This window comes from Streptomyces sp. PA03-6a (assembly GCF_033792765.1).
Taxonomy (GTDB): Bacteria; Actinomycetota; Actinomycetes; order Streptomycetales; family Streptomycetaceae; genus Actinacidiphila.
In genome coordinates this window covers 1-24,975 of sequence record NZ_JARAVK010000018.1, presented here as the reverse complement: position 1 = coordinate 24,975, position 24,975 = coordinate 1, and the positions used below count along the sequence as shown (strand labels likewise).

Here is a 24,975-nt window from a genome sequence, read left to right as displayed (position 1 = left end):
CTATCGGACCGCTTGAAGCTTCAAGTCGATCTGTTACAGTGCACTTGAAGCTTCAAGTTGAAGCTTCAATTCGTACCCCCAGCACCGCACAGATCGGGAATCACGCCTCATGACCAGGATCGGCATCATCCTCGGCAGCACCCGCCCCGGCCGCAACGGCGAGAAGGTCGCCCACTGGGTCGTCGAGCAGGCCGCCAAGCACGCCGGCAACGCCACCTTCGAGCTCGTGGACCTCGCCGACTACCCGCTCCCCCACCTCGACGAGCCGATCCCGCCGGCCATGGGCCAGTACCAGAACGCCCACACCAAGGAGTGGGCCGCCAAGATCGCGACCTTCGACGGCTTCATCTTCGTCACCCCGGAGTACAACCACTCCACCTCCGGCGTACTGAAGAACGCCATCGACTACCTGCACGCCGAGTGGAACCACAAGGCGCTGGGCGTCGTGTCCTACGGCTCCGTGGGCGGCGCCCGCGCCGCCGAGCACCTGCGGCTGATCGCCGGCGAGCTGAAGATGGCCGACGTGCGCAGCCAGGTCGCGCTCTCCCTCTTCACCGACTTCGTCAACTTCAGCGAGTTCGCCCCCGGCGAGCACCAGGCCGCGAGCCTGTCGACCCTCATCGACGAGGTCATCGAGTGGAGCAGCGCCCTGGCGCCGCTGCGCGGCTGACCCCGCACCGGTCCGGCGACCGGGCAGGGCACGCGGGGACCGGGGCCGAGCGGGGTGATCCTCCGCCCGGCCCCGGCGTGCTGCCCGTCCCGGTCAGGTGAAGCGCACGTCGTGGTAGCCGGCCTCCGGGTCGGAGGCGGCGAGCAGCCGCCTGCCCTCGGCCTCCAGCGCGTCGCGGTCGGCGGCCGCGAGCGGCGCGAACGACGCCACCGTGACGACCGCGGAGCCGCGCGACCGGTCGGTGCTCCAGGTGCCGGCCACGAAGCCGTCGACGAGGACCGTGCCGCGGACGATGCCGTTGGCCGTCATCACCCGGCGGACGTGCTCCCGGGCGAGGATCCGCGAGCGGTCGGCGTGGGAGAGCACGAGGTTGTCGAAGTCGGCGACGAAGCGGGCGCCCACCGGCAGGTCCGGGTCGGGCAGGGGCGCGGCGCCGGGGTCGTCGTAGAGCACCCGGCCGTCCTCGTCGCGGTAGCCGCGCAGCTCCATCGAGGCGAAGACCTCCCGCAGCCCGGAGAGCCCCGACCACTTCTGCGCGTCGGCGACCGAGGCGGGGCCGAAGGCCGCCAGGTAGCGGCGCACCAGCGCCCGGGGGTCGCAGGCCGCGGCAGGGGGACGCCCGAGCCAGGATTCGGCCGTGGTGTACGCGGTCCGCCCGGACACCCCCCAGACACCGCGCGGCGGCACCTGCACCAGCGGCAGCCAGTTGCGCAGCGCGTTGACCAGGGAAGCGGGATCGGCGTCCGGCCAGCGCGGGCCCAGCAGGTCGCGCAGCTCGCCCGGGGTGCGCGGCTCTTCCTCGACCAGCGCCCGGCAGGCGGCGACGGCCTCGTCGCGGTCCACGCCGCGCACCCCCGGGCCCCAGGTGCCCTGGGTGATCTGCCGGTCCAGCAGCGGTTGCAGCACCGGTCGCAGCCGCAGGGCGTCGTCCGCGGTCACCAGGTGGACGGTGCCGCGCAGCAGCGCGATCCGGACGACCCCGCGGTCCAGCAGCAGCCGGGACAGGTCGCCGAAGGCGAAACCGTCGAGCCGGGTCCACAGCGCGGCGTACGCCGCGTGCGGGGCCTGGGACTGAAGGCCCACCAGATGCCCGACCGCCTCCAGCGGGCCCATCGCCGACCGCTCCAGCAGCAGTTGCCGGTCCAGCAGGGCCCGGTTGAGCGTACGGCGGCCCAGTACGGCCCCCGGTGTCGTCCTGCGCATGCGGACACCGTACGGCCCGGAAGAACTCGGGGGTAACGCTCGCCCCGGCCGTACCCGGGAGTGTAGACATACCTTATGGCCGGGCCGAGCGATCACCGCGCCTCCAGGGAGCGGGGGCTGCGGGCGCTGCTGGCCGGACGCAGCGTGGCGGGACAGGTGTTCCTGCTGCAGGTCGTGGTCGTGGTGCTGCTGGTCGCCGCGGCGGTCGTCGAACTCGTCGTCCAGGCGCGGCACGACAGCCAACAGGAGGCCCGCAACCGGTCGGTGGCGGTGGCCACCACCTTCGCGAGCTCGCCGGGCATCGTGGCGGCGCTGGAGTCCCCCGACCCGACGGCGGTCCTGCAGCCGGAGGCCGAACGGGCCCGGCGGCTGTCCGGGGTGGACTTCATCGTGGTGACGGACCGGCAGGGGATCCGCTACACCCACCCCAAGCCCGACCGCATCGGCAAGAAGTTCGTCGGGGACATCGGACCGGTCCTGCACGGCCGGATGGTCACCGAGAACATCGTCGGCACCATCGGCCCCCTGGTGCAGGCGAACGTGCCGGTCCTCGACGACCGGGGCGAGGTCGTCGGCATGGTGTCCTCGGGCATCACCGTCGCCAAGGTCAGCGGCGCGGTCAACGACCAGCTGCCGGTCATGCTGGGCGTCGCGGCAGCGGTGCTGGCCCTGGCCACCGGCGGCACCTGGCTGATCGCCAGACGGCTCACCCGGCAGACCAGGGGCCTCGGCCCGGTCGAGATGACGCGCATGTACGAGCACCACGCCGCCGTGCTGCACGCCGTGCGCGAGGGCGTCCTCATCCTGGACGGCGACCGGCGGCTGCTGCTCGCCAACGACGAGGCACGACGTCTGCTGGACCTGCCCGCCGACGCGGAGGGCCGGCCCGTCACCGGGCTCGGGCTCGACGAGCGGGCCTGCGAACTGCTGGCCTCCGGCCGCGACGCCACCGACGAGGTGCTGCCGGCCGGCGACCGGCTGCTGGTCCTCAACAACCGCCACACCGACCGCAACGGCGGCCCGCCGGGCAGCGTGGCGACCCTGCGCGACGCGACCGAACTGCGGGCGCTGTCCGGCCGCGCCGAGACCGCCAGGACCCGGCTGCGGCTGCTGTACGACGCGAGCATGGGCATCGGCACCACGCTGGACATCACCAGGACCGCCGAGGAACTGGCGCAGGTCTCGGTACCGCGCTTCGCCGACTACGTCACCGTGGACCTCGCGGTACGGGTGCTGCGCGGCGACGAGCCGCTGACGGGCCCCTCGGTGGAGATGCGCCGCGTCGCGGTGAACGGCGTCCGCGACGACCACCCGCTGTACCCCGCGGGGCACCCGCTGCTCTTCGTGCCGTCCAGCCCGCAGGCGGCCGGCATCGCCGACGGCCGGGCCGTCCTGGAGCCCCGGCTCGCGGACTCCCCCGGCTGGCAGGCGCAGGACCCGCAGCGCAGCGCCCGGGTCGTCGGCTTCGGCATCCACTCGCTGATCTGCGCCCCGCTGAGCGCCCGCGGCGTGCTCCTGGGGATGGCCAACTTCTGGCGCTCGCAGGCCCCGGAGCCCTTCGACGAGGAGGACCTCACACTCGCCGAGGAACTGGCGGCGCGGGCCGCGGTGTGCATCGACAACGCCCGCCGCTACACCCGCGAGCACACGATGGCGGTCACCCTGCAGCACAGCCTGCTGCCGCGGGAACTGCCCCGGCTGACCGCCCTGGACGCGGCCTACCGCTACCTGCCCGCGCAGGCGGGGGTGGGCGGCGACTGGTTCGACGTGCTGCCGCTGCCCGGGGCGCGGGTCGCCCTGGTGGTGGGCGACGTCGTGGGCCACGGGCTGCACGCGGCCGCCACGATGGGCCGGCTGCGCACCGCGGTGCACAACTTCAGCACCCTGGACCTGCCGCCCGACGAACTGCTCGGGCACCTCGACGAGTTGGTCGGCCGGATCGACCAGAACGACTCCGGGCCCGCCGGCGACGGCGCCGCCCCCGCCGGCACCACCGTCGCGGGCGCGACCTGCCTGTACGCCGTCTACGACCCGGTGACGGGCACCTGCACGATGGCCCGCGCCGGGCACCTGCTCCCCGCGGTCGTGCACCCCGACGGGACCGTGGAGTTCCCCGACGTACCGGCCGGGCCGCCACTGGGCCTGGGCGGACTGCCCTTCGAGGCCGTGGAACTGACGCTGCCCGAGGGCAGCAGCCTGGTGCTGTACACCGACGGCCTGGTCGAGGACCGCGACCGGGACATCGACGAGGGCCTGGAACTCCTGCGCCGTTCCCTGTCCCGGGCCGGCCGCGACCCTGAGCAGACCTGCCGGGACGTCTTCGAGACCATGCTGCCCGCCCGGCCCGGCGACGACATCGCGCTCCTCGTCGCCCGCACGCGGGTCCTGCCCGCCGACCGCGTCGCGGACTGGGACGTGCCCAGCGACCCCGCCGCGGTCTCCGGGGTGCGCGCGGCGGTCCAGCGGCAGCTGGCGGCGTGGGGGCTGGAGGAGTTGTCCTTCACGACGGAACTGCTGCTGAGCGAGCTCATCACCAACGCCATCCGGTACGGGGCCGAACCCATCCGGGTGCGCCTGATCCTCGACCAGGCGCTGATCTGCGAGGTCTCCGACGCCGGCAGCACCTCCCCGCACCTGCGCTACGCGGCCGCGACGGACGAGGGCGGGCGGGGGCTGTTCCTCGTCTCGCAGTTCGCCGAGCGCTGGGGCACGCGCTACACGGCCGAGGGCAAAGTGATCTGGGCCGAGCAGCTGCTGCGGTAGCCGTCCGGGGTGCGTTCTGTGGGGCCCGGTTGTCGTGTGCGGGTTGTTTGCGCCTGCGGCGGGCATCCCCCGCCCTCCCGATTGCCCGGCGCGGTCAGTGCGGGCCTGCGCTCCGTTGGGTTGGGGTCGGGGCCGCGCCGGCGCACTCCCCCAGCCTTCGGCCGGGGGGACCCCCACAGCGCTCGCGGTTTACCCCTGCAGTATTCGGCGCCCGGGTCCGCCGCTCGTCTCCCCCAGCCTTCGGCCAGGGGGAGCACCCCGCCACACCCCCTCCTGCTGTGTGGGCGCATGACGGCCGGTGGGGGGTCAGTAGGGCACTTGCGGCAACCCCGGACCGCCTTCTCACCCCCTCCGGCCATCAGCCGCCCATATGACCGAAGGGGGTGTGGCGGGGTGCCCCCACAGGCGACGAGCGGAGCACGCGGCGCCGAATGACGTGAGGCAGCGCCGCGAGCGCCGAGGTGGGGGTCCCCCCGGCCGAAGGCTGGGGGCGTACCCCGGCGCGGCACCGACCCCGCAACGACCGCGCGAGGCGGTCACTGACCGCGCCGGGCAATCGGGAGGGCGGCGGGGAAACCCCCAACAGCAACCACAACGCACCCGCACCCTCATACCCCGCACAGCCCCGCAGGGCGCGCACCGTGGATCGGGGCGTCCAGGCCCCGAAGGGGACGCCCCGTCCCCCCGTGGCGGTGGGCCACGATCTCCGCGGCGATGGACAGCGCGGTCTCCTCGGGCGTGCGGGCGCCGAGGTCGAGCCCGATCGGGCTGTGCAGCCGGGCCAGTTCGGACGCGCCGAGGCCCGCCTCGCGCAGCCGGGCCAGGCGCTGCTCGTGGGTGCGCCGCGAGCCCATCGCGCCGACGTAGGCGACGGGCATGCGCAGGGCCCGCTCCAGCAGCGGTACGTCGAACTTGGCGTCGTGGGTGAGGACGCAGACGACGGTGCGGCCGTCGACCGGGGTGCGCTCCAGATAGCGGTGCGGCCACTCGACGACGACCTCGTCGGCCTCCGGGAAGCGCCGGGCGGTCGCGAAGACCGGGCGCGCGTCGCAGACCGTCACCCGGTAGCCGAGGAACGTGCCGACCCGCACCAGGGCGGCGGCGAAGTCGATCGCCCCGAACACCAGCAGGCGCGGCGGCGGGGTGCCGGCCTCGACGAGCAGGGTGAGCGGCTCGCCGCAGCGGCTGCCGTCCGCGCCGATGCCGACGGTGGCGGTGCGGCCCGCGTCCAGCAGGGCGTGGGCCTCGGCCGCGGCGGTGCGGTCCAGTTCCGGGTCGCCGAGGGTGCCCTCGTACGATCCGCCGGGGCGCACCAGGAGGGTGCGGCCGGGTAGGCCGGCGGGGCCCGCCACGACCCTGGCCACGGCCGCCGCCTCCCCGCGGGAGGCGGCGGCCAGTGCCGCGGCGAGCTGCGGCTGCGCCCCGGGCACGATCCGCTGGACGAAGATGTCGATGACGCCGCCGCAGGTCAGCCCCACGGCGAAGGCGTCGTCGTCGGAGTACCCGAAGCGCTGGAGGACCGGCTCGCCGGTCTCCAGCACCTCCTGGCAGAGCTCGTAGACGGCGCCTTCCACGCACCCGCCGGACACGCTGCCGACCGCGGTGCCCTCGGTGTCGACGGCGAGCGCGGCGCCGGGCTGCCGGGGGGCGCTGCCGCCGACCGTGACGACGGTCGCGACGGCGAACGGCCTGCCCTGGGCGGACCAGCGGTCGAGCTCGTCGGCGATGTCCAGCATGGCGGGGACTCCTTCTAGCTGACGCCGAGCCAGCCCTCGAGGGGGTGCAGGGCGAAGTAGACGACGAAGACGGCCGTGAGCGCCCACATGAAGACCCCGGGCTCACGGAACCTGCCCTGGGCCGACTTGATCGCGGTGTACGCGATGACTCCGGCGCCGACCCCGGCGGTGATGGAGTAGGTGAAGGGCATCAGGGCCACGGTGAGGAAGACGGGCACGGCCACCGAGCGGTCGCCCCAGTCCACGTGCCGGGCGTTGCCCATCATCATGGCGCCGATCACCACCAGGGCCGCCGCGGCGACCTGGCCGGGGACGATCTGCGCCAGCGGGGTGAAGAACAGCCCGGCGGCGAAGAGCACGCCGGTGACCACGGAGGACAGGCCCGTACGGGCGCCCTCGCCGACGCCGGTCGCGGACTCGATGAAGACGGTCTGACCGGAGGCCCCGGCGAAACCGCCGATCGCGCCGCCCGCGCCGTCGATGAACAGGGCCCTGCCGAGCCCCGGCATGCGTCCCTGGTCGTCGGCGAGCTTCGCCTCCGTGCCGACGCCGATGATGGTGGCCATCGCGTCGAAGAAGCCGGCCAGCACCAGCGTGAAGACGATCATGCCGACGCTCAGGGCCCCGATGTGCTGCCACCCGCCGAACTCGACCTGCCCGAACAGCCCGAAGTCGGGCGCGGAGACCACGTGGCCGGGCAGTTCGGGGACGGTCAGTCCCCACACCTTCGCGTCGGTGCCGCCGGCCGTGTGGACGGCCACGGCGAGGACGGTGCCGGTGACGATGCCGATGAGGATGGCACCGGGGGTCCCGCGCGCCTGGAGCATGAAGATCAGCAGCAGGGTGACGCAGAAGACCAGCACCGGCCAGCCGGCCAGCTGCCCGCCGGCGCCCAGGGTGAGCGGGCTGCCCTCGCCCCGGCCCACGAACCCGGCGTTGACCAGCCCGATGAGGGCGATGAACAGGCCGATGCCGATGGTGATCCCGTGCTTGAGCGGCAGCGGGATCGCGTTCATGATGACCTCCCGCAGACCGGAGACCACCAGAGCCACGATCACCACGCCGTACAGCACGCACATCCCCATCGCCTGGGGCCAGGTCATGTGCGGGGCGACCTGCGTGGCGAGCACCCCGGAGACGGACAGCCCCGCGGCGAGGGCGAGCGGCACCTTGCCGACGAGGCCCATGAGGAGGGTGGAGACGGCTGCGGCCAGCGCGGTCGCCGTGATCAGCCCGGTCTGGCCGAGCCGGTGCCCGTCCACGTCGGGCCCGGACAGCAGCAGCGGGTTGAGCAGCAGGATGTACGCCATCGCCATGAAGGTCGTCAGACCTCCGCGGAGCTCGCGGGCGACGGTCGAGCCGCGGGCGGATATGTGGAAGTACCGGTCGAGCCGGCCGCGTCCGGCCGGCGGGCGCGGCTGCGCGCCGTGGCCGTCCGGGGCGGTTGCGTGCAGGGCTGACGGGGTCGACTGGGTCATGCGGTGCCACTCCCAAGGTTCACAGGGACACCCGGACGGCCTGCGCCGCGCGGGATTTGGGATGGTCCGCAGCACGACCCGGGGGACGGCCCGAGAGTGGTGCGGTGACCGCCCGGCGCCGGACGGCGCCGGACGGAGCTGTCTCACGTACCGGTCAGGTGCTCCGGCCGTACCGGTACGCGGGCCAGGGCGAGACCGGTCGCCGCGCGGATGGCGGCGACGACGGCCGGGGTGGAGGACAGGGTCGGGGCCTCGCCGGCGCCGCGCAGCCCGTACGGGGCGTGGTCGTCGGCGAGTTCGAGGACGTCGACCGGGATGGGCGGCGTGTCGAGGATGGTGGGGATCAGGTAGTCGGTGAAGGACGGGTTGCGCACCGTGGCCTTGTCGGAGACGAGGATCTCCTCCATGACGGCCAGGCCCAGGCCCTGGGTCGTGCCGCCCTGGATCTGGCCGACGACCGACAGCGGGTTGAGCGCCTTGCCGACGTCCTGGGCGCAGGCGAGTTCGGCGACCTTGACCAGGCCGAGTTCGGTGTCCACCTCCACGACGGCGCGGTGCGCGGCGAAGGAGTACTGGACGTGCCCGCGGCCCTGGCCGGTGCGCAGGTCGAAGGGTTCGGTGGGGCGGTGCCGCCACTCGCGTTCGACGTCGATCGCCTCGTCGCCCAGCACCTCGGCGAGCTCCGCCAGCACCTCCCCGCCGTCGGTGACGACCTTGCCGCCCTCCAGCAGGAGTTCGGCGGTGGCCCAGGCGGGGTGGTGGGTGCCGAGCTTGGCACGGCCCATCTCCAGGACGCGTTCGCGCACCGCCTCGCAGGTGTGCTTCACCGCGCCGCCGGTGACGTACGTCTGCCGGGAGGCGGAGGTGGAGCCGGCCGAACCGACCTGGGTGTCGGCGGGGTTGATGGTGACCTGGGTGACGCCGAGTTCGGTGCGGGCGATCTGGGCGTGGACGGTGACGCCGCCCTGGCCGACCTCGGCCATCGCGGTGTGCACGGTGGCCACCGGCTCGCCGGCGATCACCTCCAGGCGGACGCGGGCGGTGGAGTAGTCGTCGAAGCCCTCGGAGAAGCCGACGTTCTTGATGCCCACGGCATAGCCGACACCGCGGACGACGCCCTCACCGTGGGTGGTGTTGGACAGCCCGCCGGGCAGCGCGCGGACGTCCACGGCGCCGCCGGCGCTCTCCCACTCCCGCTCGGGCGGCATCGGCATCGCCTTGACGCGGCGCAGCAGTTCGGCGACGGGCGCCGGGGAGTCGACGACCTGCCCGGTGGGCAGCGTGCTGCCCTGGGACATGGCGTTGAGCCGCCGGAACTCCACCGGGTCCATGTCGAGCGCGGCGGCGAGCTTGTCCATCTGCGCCTCGTAGGCGAAGCAGGCCTGCACCGCCCCGAAGCCGCGCATGGCGCCGCAGGGCGGGTTGTTGGTGTAGAGCGCGAGCGCCTCGATGTCGACGTCGTCGATGACGTACGGGCCGGCGCTGAGGGAGGAGGCGTTGCCGACGACGGCCGGGGAGGAGGAGGCGTAGGCGCCGCCGTCCAGCACGATGCGGCACCGCATGTGGGTGATCTTCCCGTCGCGGGTGGCGCCGTGCTCGTAGTGCAGCTTCGCCGGGTGCCGGTGCACGTGCCCGAAGAAGGACTCGAAGCGGTTGTAGACCATCTTGACGGGCCTGCCGGTGCGCAGCGCCAGCAGGCAGGCGTGGATCTGCATCGACAGGTCCTCGCGGCCGCCGAAGGCGCCGCCGACGCCGGAGAGCGTCATGCGGACCTTCTCCTCGGGCAGGCCCAGGACGGGGGCGATCTGGCGGAGGTCGGCGTGCAGCCACTGGGTGGCGATGTAGAGGTCGACGCCGCCGTCCTCGGCGGGGACGGCGAGGCCCGACTCGGGGCCGAGGAAGGCCTGGTCCTGCATGCCGACCTCGTAGTCGCCGGTGACGACCACGTCGGCGCGCCGGGCGGCCGCGTCGGCGTCGCCGCGGACGATCGGCTGGCGGTGCACGATGTTGGGGTGCGGGACGTGGCCGCTGTGGTGGTCGGTGCGGCCCTCGTGGAGCAGCGGCGCGTCCGGGGCGGTGGCGGTCGCCTCGTCGACGACGACGGGCAGCTGCCGGTACTCGACCCTGATCTTGGCGGCGGCGCGCCGGGCGGTCTCGGGGTGGTCGGCGGCGACCAGCGCGACCGGTTCGCCGTGGTGGCGGACCCGGCCGTGGGCGAGGACGGGGGTGTCCTGGATCTCCAGCCCGTAGTGCCGCACGTCGGTCGGCAGGTCGTCGTAAGTGAGCACGGCGTGCACACCGGGCTGCGCCAGCGCCTGCGAGACGTCGAGGGAGACGATCTCGGCGTGCGCGTGCGGGCTGCGCAGCGTGTGGCCCCAGAGCATGTCCTCGTGCCACAGGTCGGAGGCGTAGGCGAACTCCCCGGTGGTCTTGAGGACGCCGTCGGGGCGCAGGGTGGACTCGCCGACGCCGCCGCGGGTCTCACTGCCCTGGGTGGTGGGGGTGGGGGTACGGGTCACGCCCATGGCGTCAGGCCTCCGTCCCCGTGCGGGCGGCCGCGAGGCGGACCGCGTCGAGGATCTTCTCGTAGCCGGTGCAGCGGCACAGGTTGCCCGAGAGCGCCTCGCGGATGTCGCCGTCGGTGGGCTGGGCGTTGCGCTCCAGCAGTTCGTCGGCGGCGACCAGCAGCCCCGGGGTGCAGAAGCCGCACTGGACGGCGCCGGCGTCGATGAAGGCCTGCTGGACCGGCGACAGCTGCGTGGCCGGGCCGGCGGGACGCGCCTGCCACTGCTGTGCGGCGCCCGGGTCGGTGCCGGGGCCCGCCTCGCCCGTGTCGCGCTCCTTGGCGAAGTCCGCCAGGCCCTCGACGGTCACGACCTCGCGGCCCTGCACCTGGCCGGCGGCGACCAGGCACGCGCACACCGGCACTCCGTCCAGCCGGACCGTGCAGGAGCCGCATTCGCCCTGCTCGCAGGCGTTCTTGGAGCCGGGCAGGCCCATGCGCTCACGCAGGACGTACAGCAGGCTCTCGCCCTCCCACACGTCGTCGGCTTCCTGGCGCCGTCCGTTGACGGTGAAGGTCACGCGCATCGGGCGCTCCTCTCGTTGCCGCGGTACTCGTCCCAGGTCCAGCCGAGGGTGCGGCGGGCCATGACCTGCAGTGCGTGGCGGCGGTAGGCGGCGCTGCCGCGCACGTCGTCGATGGGGCTGGCGCAGGCGGCGACCAGCTCCGCGAACTGGCGGGCCACGGACGGCGGGACGGTCCCCGCGCTGTCCCACAGGCCCTCCTCCTCCAGCGCCGCGGTGAGGAACTCCTCGGCGGTGGTGGCGCGGACCGGGGTGGGCGCGGCCGAGCCGATGCCCGTGCGCACCGTACGGGTGGCCGGGTGCAGTGCCAGGCCGAAGGCGCAGACCGCGATGACCATGGCGTTGCGGGTGCCGACCTTGGAGAACTGCTGGGGGCCGTCGGCCTTGGCGATGTGCACGGCGCGGATCAGCTCGTCCGGGGCGAGGGCGTTGCGCTTCACCCCGGTGTAGAACTCCTCGACCGGGATGAGCCGGGTGCCGCGTACGGACACCGCCTCCACCTCGGCGCCGGCGGCGAGCAGCGGAGGGTGCGAGTCCCCGGCAGGCGATGCCGCGCCGAGGTTGCCGCCGACGCTGCCGCGGTTGCGGATCTGCGGCGAGCCCACGGTGCGGGCGGCGAGCGCGAGGCCGGGCAGTTCCCTGCCCAGGGCCTCGATGACGCGGGTGTAGGGGACCGCGGCGCCCAGCCGTACGGTCTCCTCCCCCACCTCCCACTCGTACAGGTCGCGGACGCGGTTCAGGTCCAGCAGGACATCGGGACGGCGGTGGTCGAAGTTGATCTCGACCATCACGTCGGTGCCACCCGCGATGGGTACGGCCGTGGGATGCTCCGCCTTGGCGGCGAGGGCCTCCTCCCAGGTCGCGGGACGCAGGAAGTCCATGAGCGCTCTCTTCTTCCTCGGGGGACGGGATGGCTTTTCATGTCCTGTTCACGCTGTGTGACCCAGTACACGTCCGGGCACCGTGCCGGGTGCAGTCACCGAACGCATGAAGCACTTCGCTGGTCGGTAAGCTGGTCTTGTAGATTCCTCCGAAAGACGCGGACCTGAAACCTGTCGGCATCGACACGGCAACACCGGTGCGATCGAGTGGGCGCCACCCTGGTACCGCCTCAGAGACGGAAGCGTTCGAGACAAGGCGACGACGATGCGGCTGCGCGCACTGCTGGACACCGATGCCCTCGGCCTGCGGCTGCTCGGCGGCGAGGAGGAGCTGGACCGCACGGTCCGTGGCGTGATGACCACCGACCTGAAGGACCCCAGCCGCTACCTCTCCGGCGGCGAGCTGGTGCTGACCGGCCTGGCGTGGCGCCGCGCGCCGGACGACTCCGAGCGCTTCGTGCGGATCCTCGCCGCGGCCGGTGTCGCCGGTCTCGCGGCCGGCGAGGCCGAGCTGGGCTCGGTCCCGGACGACCTGGTGCTGGCCTGCGCCCGGCACCGGCTGCCGCTGTTCGCGGTCGACGAGGACGTCGCCTTCGCCTCCATCACCGAGCACGTGGTGCGCCAGGTGTCCACCGAGCGGGCCGGGGACCTGGCCGCCGTGGTGGAACGGCACCGCCGGCTGATGACCTCCGGGCCCGAGGGCGGCGGGCCCGACGCCGTCCTGGACCTGCTCGGCAGCGACCTCGACCTGCGCGCCTGGGTGCTGTCCACGACCGGCCGCCGGATCGCCGGCTCCGACCACCCGCTGCCCGCCGGCGTACGGGCCGAACTCGCCGGCGAACACCTGGCCGCCGCCCGGACGGACCGCCCCTCGCCCCACCGCGCCTACACCGCGGGCCGCCACTACTCGCTCTTCCCCATCCGCAGCGGCGACCCGGCCGACGACGTCCGCGGCACCCTGCTCTCGGACTGGTTCCTGGCGGTCGACGCCGACACGGGCGACTGGCCGGCCGAACGCCTGGACCTGCTGGACGGCGTCACCCAGCTCATCGCCGTCGAGCGCGACCGGCGGGACGCCTCGCGCACCGTGCGCCGCCGCCTCGCCGCAGAGGTGATGGACCTGGTGCAGACCGGCGCGCCGCCGGGCGAGATCGCCGCGCGGCTGCGCGTGGCCGCGCCCGTACTGGTGCCGGGGCTCGGCACCGCGCCGCACTGGCAGGTCGTCGTCGCCCGCGTCGACTGGGCGGGTGGCGGGCCGGCCGCCGGTCCGGTCGCCCAGGCCCTGCTGGAGGAGGCCCTGGTCGACCCGGGCGCGGTGGGCCCCGATCCGGCCGACCGCATCGCCGTCGCCCACACGGGCGAGGAGGCGATGGCCCTGGTCCCCCTGTCGTCGCTCGAGTCCGACGGCGCCGCCCCCGAACTGTCCGCCCAGGGGCTGCTCTCCGTCCTGCGCGGGCCCCTCACCCGGGGCCTGGACGGCGACGGACGGCTCACCATCGGCGTCAGCGCCACCGTCCACTCCGCCGACGGGCTGCGCGGCGCCCTGGAGGAGGCCCGCCACGCCCGCCGCGTCGCCGCGGCCCGCCCGGGCCGGGTCTGCGTCGCCGGCCACGAGGAACTGGCCTCGCACGTCCTGCTGCTGCCCTTCGTCCCCGACGACGTCCGCCGTGCCTTCACCGCCCGGCTCCTCGACCCGCTGCGCGCCTACGACCGGCGGCACCGCGCGGAGCTCATCCCCACGCTCGAGGCCTTCCTCGAGTGCGACGGCTCCTGGACGCGCTGTGCGAACCGGCTGCATCTGCACGTCAACACTCTGCGCTACCGCATCGGCAGGATCGAGCAACTGACGGGGCGCGACCTGTCGCGTCTGGAGGACAAGCTCGACTTCTTCCTGGCCCTGCGGATGAGCTGACGGCGGGACGCCCGGTCGGCGCAGGCCGGCACGCCGGGTGGGCCGCGGCGCGCTGGACTGGATGCCGCGATCTCCTTCGCCCTGGGCGGCCGCCCGGGGGCCCCGTGGCCCCCAGGGCCTGCGGTGCGGTGAAGGCCGTGCGCAGTGGTGCCGGGGTCACCTCTCGATCTCGCACCGGGGGCTCGGGATGTGGAGATCGAGCCAGGTGTAGCGCCCGGCCTCGCCGTCCACACCTCCGGTCGTGTCGTTGCAGTCCTGCACCCAGCGGACCGCCGCGTCGGTCTTCGCGCCGAACTCGCCGTCCTCCGACAACAGGTACGGGTAGTCGCTGCCCTTGTTGATCAGACACTGCACCTGCTTGAACACCGGGCGGTGCCAGTCGTCCACGTAGTTGCACACGTCGTAGTAGTAGTCCGCGTGCGCCGCGGTCGGTGCCACCAGCCCTCCCAGGCACAGCGCGGCGACGCCGGCACACACGGCGCCGATGCGGGCACGGTTCATGCGCATGATCCGTCCCCTCCACAACCTGCCGGATACGCGGCCCCCTTCGAGGGCCGGTGAACAGCGTCCGCCCCGCCGGATGCGGTACGGATGCGCCGTGGTTGCGCCACGGTTGCGATCGGGACCGGCCAACCGGGAGGCAGGAAATCGATCACACGCCGTCCGCCCTCTTGGCGTGGCACCCGGTGTCGTGCTGGACTTCGGCCCAACCGGCTCGATGACGCGCTTCGGGGAGGGCAAGTGGCGGACACCGCCATGTCGGACGCAGAGGTGGGACCGACGGTGCCGGGCGGTGGTGCGCCGCCCGACGTGTCGCGGCTGCGGGGCCGCGGGTGCTGGGCGGAGGCCGCACAGTTGCTGGCGCCCCACGCGGAGCGGTTGCCTGCGGCGGCGACACAGCGGGCGGCGCTGCTGATCGAGCGCTGCATGTTCACCCTGGACGGCTGGGCGGAGGCCGAGGACGCCCTGCGCTCGGCGGAGGCCCTGGCCCGTACGGACGACGAGCGCGGCGAGGCCGCCTGCGAACGCGGCAACCTCGCGTACGTTGCGACGCTCTTCGGGATCCGCGACCGGGCCGACGAGGCGCGCGCCGCCTTGATGCGCAGCGCCGCGCTGCTGGCACCCGGTGCTGCGGGGCGGCCGCTGCTGGACTTCCGGCGCGGCCTGATCGCGGAGAACCTGGGCGACGACCCGGACGCGGCGAAGGCCGCGTACCGCCGGGCGCACGCGGGGGCGGTGGCCCACGACGACGTGCTGCTGACGTCCTACACCTGGCGGCACCTGGCCGGGCTGGCGGCCCGCGACGGCGACCTCGCCGAAGCGCGCCACGGCTTCACCGAGTCGCTGCGGATCCGTGTGGAGCTCGGCCACGCCGTCGGGGTCGCGCCGGCGCTGACCGCGCTGGCCGGGGTCGAGCCGGACCCCGAGGCGCGGCGGCTGCGCGCCGAGGCGGCGCGGCTGTTCCGGATGCTGGGCGGGGTGCCCGTGTGGCTGGCCGGGGAGCTGGAGGTGGACGCCGGCTGAGCGTCACGCCCCGGAGAAGTGGTCGCGCACCAGTGACTCGACGGTGGCGAGGTCACCGGAGACCAGCGCCTCCAGCAGCGCCGCGTGCTGCGTGGCGTCGGCGATCAAGCGGGCGCTGATGCCGCGCACCGGGGCGGCCCCGGGGCGGGCGTGGCCGTGGTCATCGGTGACCGGCCACTGCGACCTGCGGTGCAGCTCGTCGGCGACAGCGACGAGCTGCCGATTGCCGGAGAGCTCCAGCAGGGCGCGGTGGAAGGCGCGGTCCGCCTCGGCGTAGGCGGCGCGGTCGCCCAGGGCCGCGGCGGCCACCGTGGCCTCGGCGAGCGGGCGCAGCTGCTCCCAGCGGGACGCGGGCAGCGTGCGGGCCAGCCGCAGCACGACGGGGACCTCCAGGAGCGCGCGCACCTCGGCGAGGTCGGCGAGGTCCCGGCTGCTGCGCTCGGCGACCCGGAAGCCCTTGTTCGGCATGGCCTCCACCGCGCCCTCGCGGGCCAGCAGCTGCATCGCCTCGCGCACCGGGGTGGCGGAGACCCCGAAGCGCTCGGCGAGCGCGGGCGCGGAGTACACGGCCCCCGGGCGCAGCTCGCCGGTGAGCAGGGCGCCGCGCAGGGCACGCAGGACCTGGTCCCGCACGGTGTGCCGCTCGGGCAGCCGGCGCGGCCGGGGGAGCCCTTCGGCACGGTCCGGGACGGCCTCGGTGCCGGGCTCGGCGTGCGGGTGGGCACCCCGGACACGTTCGTCGTGGCCGGGCGGCAGCCCGGGCGCCGCCGCGGCGGGCGCCGCGGGGCGCCGCGCGGCGCGGGGGGCGTACTCCACAGGGGCTCCTTAGGACAGTCGTGTGCGCTGGCGCACTCCCGTGGGGAACGTGCGCCGCCATCTATTGCAACACGCTCCGCGACCGGCTTCGAGCCCCCCGGGCGACGGCTCTCCCCCGGCAAGATCGTCCGAGGCTTGCCACATCTCATGTGGATCTATCGCCCATGTCATCCGATCACCCGTCAGGTCACAGGTTTCAACTCGATCAACTGAACCAAACCCGCTCCCCAGTTCGAGTATTCTGACGATCTCGTCCCACGCCACCCCTCCGTTGGCGTTCTCTTGCCCTGAAACCGCATCGCGCGCCCGAGGCGTTCGCCAGGATGGCGCGCGGACGCCGTCTCGCGGCCCGAGCGCGACGGTACTGCGACGCAAGGAATCGCTCGATGAGACTTACGGACACAACGCTGGACTGGGCGCTCCCGTGCGCCGTGGGTCTGGCGGTCCTCGCCGCCGCGGCGGTGTTCCTGCGCAACCGCAAGGCCCGCAAGGAGGAGACGGGTCAGGCCGATTCCTGGGAGCGCTCGGAGGAGCGGCGCCGCAAGAAGGAGGCCCTGTACGGCACGGCCTCCTACGTCCTGCTCTTCGGGTGCGCCTCGGTCGCAGCGGCGCTGTCCTTCCACGGCCTGGTCGGCTTCGGCCAGCAGAACCTCGGCCTCTCCGGAGGCTGGGAGTACCTGGTGCCCTTCGGGCTCGACGGCGCGGCCATGTTCTGCTCGGTGCTCGCCGTACGGGAGGCGAGCCACGGTGACGCGGCGCTGGGCTCGCGCCTGCTGGTGTGGCTGTTCGCGGGCGCGGCGGCCTGGTTCAACTGGGTGCACGCGCCCCGCGGCGGCGGCCACGCCGGCGCCCCGGAGTTCTTCGCGGGCATGTCGCTCTCCGCGGCCGTGCTCTTCGACCGCGCCCTCAAGCAGACCCGCCGGGCCGCCCTGCGCGAGCAGGGGCTGATCCCGCGGCCGCTGCCGCAGATCCGCATGGTCCGCTGGCTGCGCGCGCCCCGCGAGACGTACGGCGCCTGGTCGCTGATGCTGCTCGAGAACGTCCGCACGCTGGACGAGGCCGTCGAGGAGGTCCGCGAGGACCGCGCCCGCAAGGAGCAGGAGGGCCTGCGCCGCCGCGAGCACGAGCGTCTGGAGCGCGCCCGCATCAAGGCGATCAACCGGCAGCACCGGATCTGGAACCGCGGCGGCAGCAAGTACGAACTGCCCTCCTCGGCCGCGGCGGGTGCCCAGGCCGGCGCGGAGCCTGCCATAGGACCGGAGAAGGCCGAACTGCCCTCGCTCTCCCGGCCCGCCCTCTCGCCCGTCCGTGAGGAGGTCGCCCGTGCGACGATCGACCTCACCGCCGAGGACGACACCATGGCGCTCCCCAAGCTGGACTCGCTGGAGCGCAAGCTCGCCGACCTGGAGCGCCAGTACGGCTGATCCCGCACTTCTGTGACGTCTCGTCACATTCGCTGCCCCGGCCCGGACCTCCGGCCGGGGCAGCGGCGCGTCCGGGGGCGGCGGCGCGGCCGGCTGCGGGTCAGCAGGCCCCGGCGTCGAGTTCGAACCAGACGATCTTCCCGGTGCCGTCCCCGTCGGGGCGCACCCCCCAGGCGTCGGCGAGCGACTGGACGAGCAGCAGTCCGCGGCCGGAGGTGCGACGGTCGGAGGGGGCGCGCAGCCGCGGGTGACGGGTCGTGAAGTCACGGACCTCGACGCGCAGGCGGTGGTCGCCCCCGGGCAGCAGCGTCACGGTGAGGACGGCGCCGCGGTCGGTGTGGCGGAGGGCGTTCGTGACGAGTTCGGTGGTGAGGAGTTCGGCGGTGTCGGCGAGGTCGGGCACGCCCCAGCTCCGTAACGCCTCGCGCAGCAGCCTGCGGACGTCGGCGACGGCCGGCAGGTCGGCGTGCTGGACAGGCCGGTGCAGCCGGCGTGCCTCGGCGGGCCCCCCGGCCTCCCTGCCGCCCGGCTGGACAGGCTGACGTTCCATCGGCTCCGCTCCGGCCGCTGACGCCCTTTCGGGTTCGAACATCTACGCGCAATGCATGCCCCACTGCGACCACGTCCAGTCATGGACCGAGGACGGAGCGCTACTGTATCCACTGTATGCATTGCATGCAATGCATACAGTGGATACAGTAGTGGGGTGCAGCAGACGGACGCCGCGCGCACGCGGCTGCGGGAACTGATCCTGGACGGGGTGTACGCGCCCGGCCAGCGCCTGACCGAGCTCGAGGCCGCGGCGGTACTGGCCATGAGCCGTACGCCGGTGCGGGAGGCGTTCCGGGCGCTGGTCGCCGACGGGCTGGTGCGCTCGGCGGGGCGCGGGGTGAGCGTGGTCGACATGGGGCCGGAGGCGCTGCGTCACGCGTACCAGGTGCGGGGCGTGCTGGAGGGCCTGACGGCGGAGCTGGCCGCGGAGCGGCAGCGGCGCGGGGAGATAGCGCCCGCCGAACTGACCGCGCTGGAGCGGCTCGCGGCGGACGCGGAGGAGGCCACGGCCGCGGGCCGGCTGGTCGAGGCCGTCCGGCACAACCGGCGCTTCCACGCCCGGATCGCCACCCTGTCGGCGAACCCGGTGGCCGCCGGGTCGCTGGAGCGGCTGTGGGACCAGATCCAGGTCTCCACACGGCGGTCGCTGGCCGCACCTCTGCGCCCCGGTCAGGTCGCCGCGCAGCACCGCCGGCTGCTCGCCGCGATCGCCGCCGGCCACGCCGGGGAGGCCCACGCGGCCGCCCGTGAGCACGTCATGGACACCTGTGCCGCCTACGAGCGGGACGGGGCGGAGGAGGAACGTTAGCCGTGCCCGACATCAGCAAGCGCCACACGTACACCACCGAGGTCGTCTGGACGGGGAACCGGGGCACGGGCACCGGCACGTACCGCGGGTACGGCCGGGAGCACGAGATCACCGCTCCCGGTCTGCCCGTACCGCCGATACCCGGCAGCTCCGACCCCGCCTTCCGCGGCGACCCGGCGCGCTGGAACCCCGAACAGCTGCTGCTGGCCGCGCTGTCGCAGTGCCACATGCTGTCGTACCTGCACGTGTGCACCGTCGCCGGAGTGGTGGTCACCTCCTACACCGACCGGGCGCAGGGCACGATGGAGGAGACCGCCGACGGCGGCGGCCACTTCACGCGGGCCCTGCTGCGGCCCCGGGTGGAAGTGGCCTCCGCCGCCATGGTGGACGCCGCCGTCACACTCCACGCGGACGCCCACCGGCTGTGCTTCATCGCCAACTCCGTGGCCTTCCCCGTGGACCACGAGGCGGAGGTGGCGGTCGCGGCGGGCGGCTGACCGCCCGCCGTGACCGTCCGGCGCCCGGGTCAGCGCAGTCCGCGCAGGACGTTGCCCTCGGTGGTGAGGTAGTGGGAGCGGTAGTCGAAGCGGCGCGCCCGGGCGAACAGCAGGTAGTAGTACTTGGCGTTCTCGCTGAACCAGTAGGCCGGGGTCAGGTCGCCCAGCTTCATGGGGCGGGCGGTCACGTCACGTACCACGGTGTACCCGTTGGCCACCTTGCAGTACCGCCTCTGCCGCCGGAACATCTCGGCGGCCCGCTGCCGGTAGAGCTCCTTGCCGGTGGCGAGCCACAGGAAGAGGCAGGAGTCCACGTACTCCGGACGCAGCGGGTAGGAGGCGTCCAGGGCACTCATGCCGTGGTAGTCCAGGCTCTCGGGCGGCAGGCGGAAGGAGCGCAGGGTGGCGGCCCAGCTGTCGTGGTAGGCCTCGCCCTCGGCGACGCGGCCGCTCTGGGCGAGCAGTCCGGCGTAGAAGGCGGTCAGTTCGGACTGCGCGTGACCGGTGCCGGCGCCCGTGCGCATGTCGGCCTGGCGGAACCAGAGCCGTCCCGAGCGGCGCTCGGTCAGGTGCTCGAGGACAGCCGCGGTGAGGGTGGTGTACCAGGTGCGCAGTTCCTCGTCGCGGTACAGCTCCCAGCCGTCCCAGAGGTACTCGTAGAAGGAGTCGACGGGCGGGTCGAGGGTGGCGGTGGTGCCCGTCCACGCGCCGGTCTCGACGTTCATGCCGGTGCCGAGCAGGTTCAGCCGTGAGCGGCGGTCGTAGACGGCGCGCAGGGCCTTCTTCGCGGCGTCGTAGTACTTCCGGTCGCCGGTGAGCCGGGACAGCTCGCCGAACTCGGTGATGCAGGTGCCGATCTCGGCGAGGTAGTTCTCCTTGCCGGAGACCGCGCCGGTGACCAGGTTCACGTAGCGGTAGGGGGCCCCGGTGGGCGACCGGGTGAAGGCGGGCAGCAACCGGTCCGCCAGTTCGCGGGCACGGTCGAGCAGGACCGGTTCCTTGGTGGCCAGGTGCCCCGAGAGCAGTCCGCCCACCAGGCGGATGATCGTCTCGAAGACCTGCACGGGGGCGTCCTGGCCGAGCACGAGGTCGTCGCGCACCCACCGGACGCCGGCGTCCAGCTCCTCGTCCAGCTCCATCAGGTAGAGGGTGTCCAGCGCCTCGACGATCGTCAGGCCGAGGGTGCTGCCCGGGATGAAGAAGTCCGAGCCTGCTCCGGCGAGCGGCCGCAACTCGTCGCGTCCCCAGGCGAGTCTGCGGTAGGCGTCCCAGGCGCTGCGGAACTCGGTCACGGACGCGCGGGCGAGCGCCGCGTACGGGTCGGTGGCGGCCGCCGCCGTCCCGGGCAGGGACACGGAGGGGACGGCGGCGATGGGGGCGAGCCGTGCGGCGGCACCGAGCAATCTGCGCCGGGAGAGCCCGCCGGGACGCGCGATTTTTCTCATGCCCCGAAAACCCCGTCCGCCTTCCGGGCGTTACGGGACACCACCGCATTGACGGGGAATCCATCCGGTGAGCCGACCCGAGGAGCTGAGATGCACGACGACCGTCTGCTGGTCGAGGGCCGTCTGACCAGGGCCATGAACCAGTTCGTCCGGCCCGCCCGCTACGCCGACCGGGTGCCGCTGGGCATGTCGGTGTGGCATGTGGAGGACGGGAAAGGGGGGCCCGTGCCGGTCGGTGAGGCGCTGAAGGCCTCGTCGGACGGAGCGTTCGAACCGTTCTCCGTGGGCACGCCCTGGGGGCCGCCGTGGTCGACCAGCTGGTTCCGGCTGGAGGGCACGGTGCCGGCGGCCTGGGCGGGCCGCCGGGTCGAGGCCGTGATCGACCCGGGGTTCGGGAACGACGGCCCGGGCTTCGTGGCCGAGGGGATGGTGTACGACGCCGAGGGGGCGCCGATCAAGGGCGTCCACCCGCTCAACCGCCATGTCCCGGTGGCCGCTCCGGCCGCCGGGGGCGAACGGGTGAGCCTGCTGCTGGAGGCCGCGGCCAACCCCGCCGTGCTCCGTGACTGGCGTCCGACCCCGCTCGGCGACGTGCTGACCGCGGGGTCCGAGCCGCTCTACCGCTTCGACACCGCCGAACTGGCCGTCCTGGACGAGGACGTCTGGCACCTCGTGCTGGACGTCGAGGTCCTCGAGGCACTGATGCACGAGCTGGACTTCCACGATCCGCGCCGCCACGAGATCCTGCGCTCGCTGGAGGACGCCCTGGACGCGCTCGACCTGCACGACGTGCACGGCACCGCCGCGGACGCCCGGCGCGAACTGGCCGGGGCACTGTCGCGGCCCGCGCACGCCAGCGCGCACCGCGTCTCGGCGACCGGCCACGCCCACATCGACTCGGCGTGGCTGTGGCCGCTGCGGGAGACCGTCCGCAAGGCCTCCCGCACCTTCGCCAACGTCACCGCGCTCGCCCGCGACTACCCCGAGCTGGTCTTCTCCTGCTCGCAGGCCCAGCAGTACGCCTGGGTGAAGGAGCACCAGCCGGTGGTGTGGCAGCGCATCCAGCAGGCCGTCAGGAACGGCAACTGGGTGCCCGTCGGCTCCATGTGGGTCGAGTCCGACGCCAACATGCCCGGCGGCGAGGCGCTGGCCCGGCAGCTCGTGCACGGCAAGCGCTTCTTCCTGGACGAACTGGGCATGGAGACCGAGGAGATCTGGCTGCCGGACACCTTCGGCTACACCGCCGCCTTCCCGCAGCTCGCGAAGCTCGCGGGGGTCCGCTGGTTCCTCACCCAGAAGCTGTCCTGGAACCAGTCCAACAAGATGCCGCACCACACCTTCTGGTGGGAGGGCATCGACGGCACGCGCGTGTTCACCCACTTCCCGCCCGTCGACACCTACAACTCGCAGCTCTCGGGCCGCGAACTGGCGCACGCGGTGCGCAACTTCGCCGAGAAGGGGCGCGCCACCCGCTCCCTGGTGCCGTTCGGCTGGGGCGACGGCGGCGGCGGTCCCACCCGGGAGATGCTGGAGAAGGCGCGCCGGCTGCGTTCCCTGGAGGGAGCGCCCCGGGTCGAGATCGAGAAGCCCGCCGCCTTCTTCACGGCGGCCGAGGCCGAGTACGGCGACCGGGCCCCGGTGTGGTCCGGGGAGCTCTACCTGGAGCTGCACCGCGCGACGTACACCACGCAGGCCAAGACCAAGCAGGGCAACCGGCGCAGCGAACACCTGCTGCGGGAGGCCGAGTTGTGGTGCACGGCGGCAGCGCTGGGCGCCCTGTCCTCGTACGCCTACCCGTACGAGGAGCTGGACCGGATCTGGAAGACGGTGCTGCTCCACCAGTTCCACGACATCCTGCCGGGCAGCTCCATCGCCTGGGTGCACCGAGAGGCGCGCGACACCTACGCGGCGGTGCGCGAGGAGCTGGAGGGCCTGATCGCGGGGGCGGTGCGGGCGCTGGGCGGCGACGGCTCCCAGGGCTCCCCCGCCCTGCTCAACGCCTCGCCGTACGCGCGGGAGGAGGTCGTCGAGCTGGACGCCGCGGCGGCGGCCGCCCTGCCGGAGGGCAGCCGCGCACAGCCGCTGGCGGACGGCCGGGCGGTGGTGGCCGCGAGCGTCCCGGCGCTGGGCACGGCGGCCGCCCTGGACCGCGCGGGCGCCGCTGCCGCGGACCCGGTGCGCGCGGTGCGGGAGGGCGGGCTGATCGTGCTCGGCAACGGCCTGCTGCGGGTCGCCGTCGACGCGGACGGGCTGCTGGCCTCCGTCCGCGACCTGACCGCCGGCCGGGAGGTGCTGGCGCCGGGGGCGCGCGGGAACCTGCTGCAGCTGCACCCCGACCACCCCACCAAGTGGGACGCCTGGGACATCGACCGCCACTACCGGCGCAAGCACGCCGACCTGACGTCGGCGGAGTCCGTCGAACTCGTCGAGGAGGGCCCGCTGCGGGCCGCCGTCCGGGTCGTACGGGCCTTCGGCGTGGGCAGCCGGGTCGTCCAGGAGCTGCGGCTGACCGCCGGCAGCCGCCGGCTGGACGTGCTCACGGAGGCCGACTGGCACGAGTCGGAGAAGGTGCTGAAGGCGTCCTTCCCGCTCGACGTGCTCGCCGAGCGCTCCACCGCCGAGATCCAGTTCGGGCACGTGCACCGCCCCACCCACGCCAACACCGGCTGGGACGCGGCCCGGTTCGAGATCTGCGCCCACCGCTGGCTGCACGTCGGCGAGCCCGGTTACGGGGTGGCGGTGCTCAACGACTCCACCTACGGCCACGACGCGAGCCGTTCCGGCACCGACACCACCGTGCGGCTCACCCTGCTGCGCGCCCCGCACAGCCCTGATCCGCACACCGACCAGGGCACGCACCGCTTCGTCTACGCCCTGCTGCCGGGAGCGGCGGTGGGCGACGCGGTCGCGGCGGGGCTCGCGCTCAACCTGCCGCTGCGGTGCGCGGATTCACTGCCGCCTCTGCAGCCGCTGCTGCGGGTCGGTCACCCCGGCATCACCGTGGAGTCGGTCAAGCTCGCCGACGACCGGTCCGGCGACGTGGTGGTGCGCCTGTACGAGTCGCGGGGCGACCGCGCCTCGGGCGCGCTCACCACGGGCTTCCCGCTCGCCCGCGCCCGGGTCACCGACCTGCTGGAGCGGCCGCTGGAGGACGCCGAACGCGAGGGCGACGCGGTCGCCGTCGCGCTCCGCCCGTTCCAGATCCTGACGCTGCGGCTCACCCCGGGGCCGCGTCAGGCGTCCCAGACGGCGACCGCCGTACGGTCGTCCGCGTAGCCCTTGACCCGGGTCTGGGTGTCGCCGAGGAAGGCCGGCAGGCCGGGGGGCTCGGCGGCACCCCACCGCTGTGTCAGGCGGGCGACGAGGGCGGGCTCGCCGCGCAGCGGCCCGGCCAGTCCGCCACTGCACAGCAGCAGGGTGTCACCGGAACGGGCCACGGAGGCGCGGAAGCGGAAGCGTACGGCCGGGCTGTCCTCGGTCTCGGCGCGTTCGTCGGGCCGCCAGGGGTCGAGGTCCTGCCACTCCCCGCCGCGGATGCGGTAGAGCCCGCCGTCCCCGACGCCGAAGAAGAGGCGGATGCGGCAGTCGGGGTCGGCGGGCAGCAGCAGGCAGCGCAGGGTGGCGCTGTACTCGGCCGGGTCCAGGCCCAGGTCCTCGCCGCGGGCACGCAGCCGTCCGTAGCAGCGGTCGGTGAGCCGGTGCAGGCCGGACTTGAGGGAGCCACGGCGGGAGGCGCGGATGTCCTCGCTGAGCCGGACCTGGCTGCGGCCCACCGCGGCCGCCATCCAGGTGCAGGCGTCACGGGCCGCGCGGTGGGCGGTGTCCGAGGTGCGCGGGCCGCTGGCGGCGGCGATCAGCAGCAGGGCGTCGTCGCCGCTGCCGAAGCGGGCGGTCAGGACCGCGTCGCGGCGCGGCTCGCCCCGGTAGCGGGCGGAGTCGCCGCGCACCGAGGCCGTGCGGATCGTCAGCAGGCCGTACCGGGCGCCGTCGAGCTCCGTGTCCGGGACGAGGTCGTCGAGGTCGTCCGGGTCGGCGGCAGGCCAGGCGGTCGGCTCGGGGTCGTACGTGGGCGGGCCGTCGCCGACGTACGGCACCTCGGCGAGGGCGGGCTCCGGCAGGCCGGCCGGTGCGGACCCGACGGCCGGGGCGGGAGGTGCCGGGGGCGCCGCGGACCGCGCG

General features: G+C 74.0%; 19 protein-coding genes. 8 read left to right on the top strand and 11 right to left on the bottom strand.

The features are described 5' to 3' along the window. Positions 1–109 precede the first annotated feature (109 nt). Positions 110–670 (top strand): NADPH-dependent FMN reductase, encoded by a 561-nt coding sequence (locus tag PV350_RS07040; protein WP_499514704.1) that lies wholly within the window; start codon positions 110–112, stop codon positions 668–670. Between the two features lie 93 nt (positions 671–763). Here PV350_RS07040 and PV350_RS07035 read toward each other — a convergent pair whose 3' ends face one another. Further along, positions 764–1,873: a winged helix DNA-binding domain-containing protein gene (locus PV350_RS07035; protein ID WP_500333162.1), complete on the bottom strand. Its 1,110-nt coding sequence runs from the start codon at positions 1,871–1,873 to the stop codon at positions 764–766. A gap of 75 nt (positions 1,874–1,948) precedes the next feature. On the opposite strand from PV350_RS07035, the gene PV350_RS07030 reads away from it, so the two are divergent. Then, positions 1,949–4,636 (top strand): SpoIIE family protein phosphatase, encoded by a 2,688-nt coding sequence (locus PV350_RS07030; RefSeq protein ID WP_500333161.1) that lies wholly within the window; start codon positions 1,949–1,951, stop codon positions 4,634–4,636. A 608-nt stretch (positions 4,637–5,244) separates the two neighbouring features. Here PV350_RS07030 and PV350_RS07025 read toward each other — a convergent pair. From PV350_RS07025 to PV350_RS07005, 5 genes are all read right to left on the bottom strand, one after another. Beyond that, positions 5,245–6,372, bottom strand: a complete 1,128-nt coding sequence (locus PV350_RS07025) for an XdhC family protein (RefSeq protein ID WP_500333160.1) — start codon at positions 6,370–6,372, stop codon at positions 5,245–5,247. 14 nt (positions 6,373–6,386) lie between these two features. Further along, positions 6,387–7,850: an NCS2 family permease gene (locus tag PV350_RS07020; protein WP_500333159.1), complete on the bottom strand. Its 1,464-nt coding sequence runs from the start codon at positions 7,848–7,850 to the stop codon at positions 6,387–6,389. A gap of 143 nt (positions 7,851–7,993) precedes the next feature. After that, positions 7,994–10,375, bottom strand: coding sequence for a xanthine dehydrogenase family protein molybdopterin-binding subunit (locus PV350_RS07015; RefSeq protein ID WP_500333158.1), 2,382 nt, complete (start codon positions 10,373–10,375; stop codon positions 7,994–7,996). A 4-nt stretch (positions 10,376–10,379) separates the two neighbouring features. Further along, positions 10,380–10,940 (bottom strand): (2Fe-2S)-binding protein, encoded by a 561-nt coding sequence (locus tag PV350_RS07010; RefSeq protein WP_499514698.1) that lies wholly within the window; start codon positions 10,938–10,940, stop codon positions 10,380–10,382. After that, complete coding sequence (locus tag PV350_RS07005; protein WP_499514697.1) at positions 10,931–11,818, bottom strand: FAD binding domain-containing protein; 888 nt, start codon at positions 11,816–11,818, stop codon at positions 10,931–10,933. The genes PV350_RS07010 and PV350_RS07005 overlap by 10 nt, the downstream gene beginning before the upstream one ends. Positions 11,819–12,083: 265 nt before the next feature. Between PV350_RS07005 and PV350_RS07000 the strand changes: the two genes are divergently transcribed. Then, positions 12,084–13,730: a PucR family transcriptional regulator gene (locus PV350_RS07000; protein WP_499514696.1), complete on the top strand. Its 1,647-nt coding sequence runs from the start codon at positions 12,084–12,086 to the stop codon at positions 13,728–13,730. A 156-nt stretch (positions 13,731–13,886) separates the two neighbouring features. On the opposite strand, the gene PV350_RS06995 is transcribed toward PV350_RS07000, so the two are convergent. Continuing rightward, complete coding sequence (locus PV350_RS06995; RefSeq protein WP_500333157.1) at positions 13,887–14,237, bottom strand: peptidoglycan-binding domain-containing protein; 351 nt, start codon at positions 14,235–14,237, stop codon at positions 13,887–13,889. 249 nt (positions 14,238–14,486) lie between these two features. Between PV350_RS06995 and PV350_RS06990 the strand changes: the two genes are divergently transcribed. Continuing rightward, positions 14,487–15,254 (top strand): hypothetical protein, encoded by a 768-nt coding sequence (locus PV350_RS06990; protein WP_499514694.1) that lies wholly within the window; start codon positions 14,487–14,489, stop codon positions 15,252–15,254. A 3-nt stretch (positions 15,255–15,257) separates the two neighbouring features. Here PV350_RS06990 and PV350_RS06985 read toward each other — a convergent pair whose 3' ends face one another. Beyond that, the gene (locus PV350_RS06985) at positions 15,258–16,070 is read right to left on the bottom strand and encodes a GntR family transcriptional regulator (RefSeq protein ID WP_500333156.1); all 813 of its coding nucleotides are present in this window, start codon (positions 16,068–16,070) and stop codon (positions 15,258–15,260) included. Positions 16,071–16,456: 386 nt separating this feature from the next. Here PV350_RS06985 and PV350_RS06980 point away from each other — a divergent pair, with 386 nt between their 5' ends. Further along, positions 16,457–17,494, top strand: a complete 1,038-nt coding sequence (locus PV350_RS06980; protein WP_499514692.1) for a DUF2637 domain-containing protein — start codon at positions 16,457–16,459, stop codon at positions 17,492–17,494. A gap of 100 nt (positions 17,495–17,594) precedes the next feature. Here the strand turns inward: PV350_RS06980 and PV350_RS06975 are convergent, their stop codons facing one another. Next, positions 17,595–18,044, bottom strand: coding sequence for an ATP-binding protein (locus tag PV350_RS06975; protein ID WP_500333155.1), 450 nt, complete (start codon positions 18,042–18,044; stop codon positions 17,595–17,597). Between the two features lie 156 nt (positions 18,045–18,200). On the opposite strand from PV350_RS06975, the gene PV350_RS06970 reads away from it, so the two are divergent. Next, entirely contained in the window at positions 18,201–18,854 is a 654-nt protein-coding gene (locus PV350_RS06970) for a GntR family transcriptional regulator (RefSeq protein ID WP_499514690.1), read from the top strand. Positions 18,855–18,856: 2 nt separating this feature from the next. Continuing rightward, on the top strand, positions 18,857–19,351 hold the full coding sequence (locus PV350_RS06965; protein WP_500333154.1) for an OsmC family protein: 495 nt from the start codon (positions 18,857–18,859) through the stop codon (positions 19,349–19,351). Between the two features lie 29 nt (positions 19,352–19,380). Here PV350_RS06965 and PV350_RS06960 read toward each other — a convergent pair whose 3' ends face one another. After that, entirely contained in the window at positions 19,381–20,796 is a 1,416-nt protein-coding gene (locus PV350_RS06960; RefSeq protein WP_500333153.1) for a glycoside hydrolase family 47 protein, read from the bottom strand. 90 nt (positions 20,797–20,886) lie between these two features. Between PV350_RS06960 and PV350_RS06955 the strand changes: the two genes are divergently transcribed. After that, positions 20,887–24,072: an alpha-mannosidase gene (locus tag PV350_RS06955; protein WP_500333152.1), complete on the top strand. Its 3,186-nt coding sequence runs from the start codon at positions 20,887–20,889 to the stop codon at positions 24,070–24,072. Here the strand turns inward: PV350_RS06955 and PV350_RS06950 are convergent. Then, positions 24,030–24,975, bottom strand: a 946-nt coding sequence (locus tag PV350_RS06950) for a protein phosphatase 2C domain-containing protein (RefSeq protein ID WP_500333151.1), incomplete at its 5' end; no start/stop codon positions are given. The genes PV350_RS06955 and PV350_RS06950 overlap by 43 nt on opposite strands.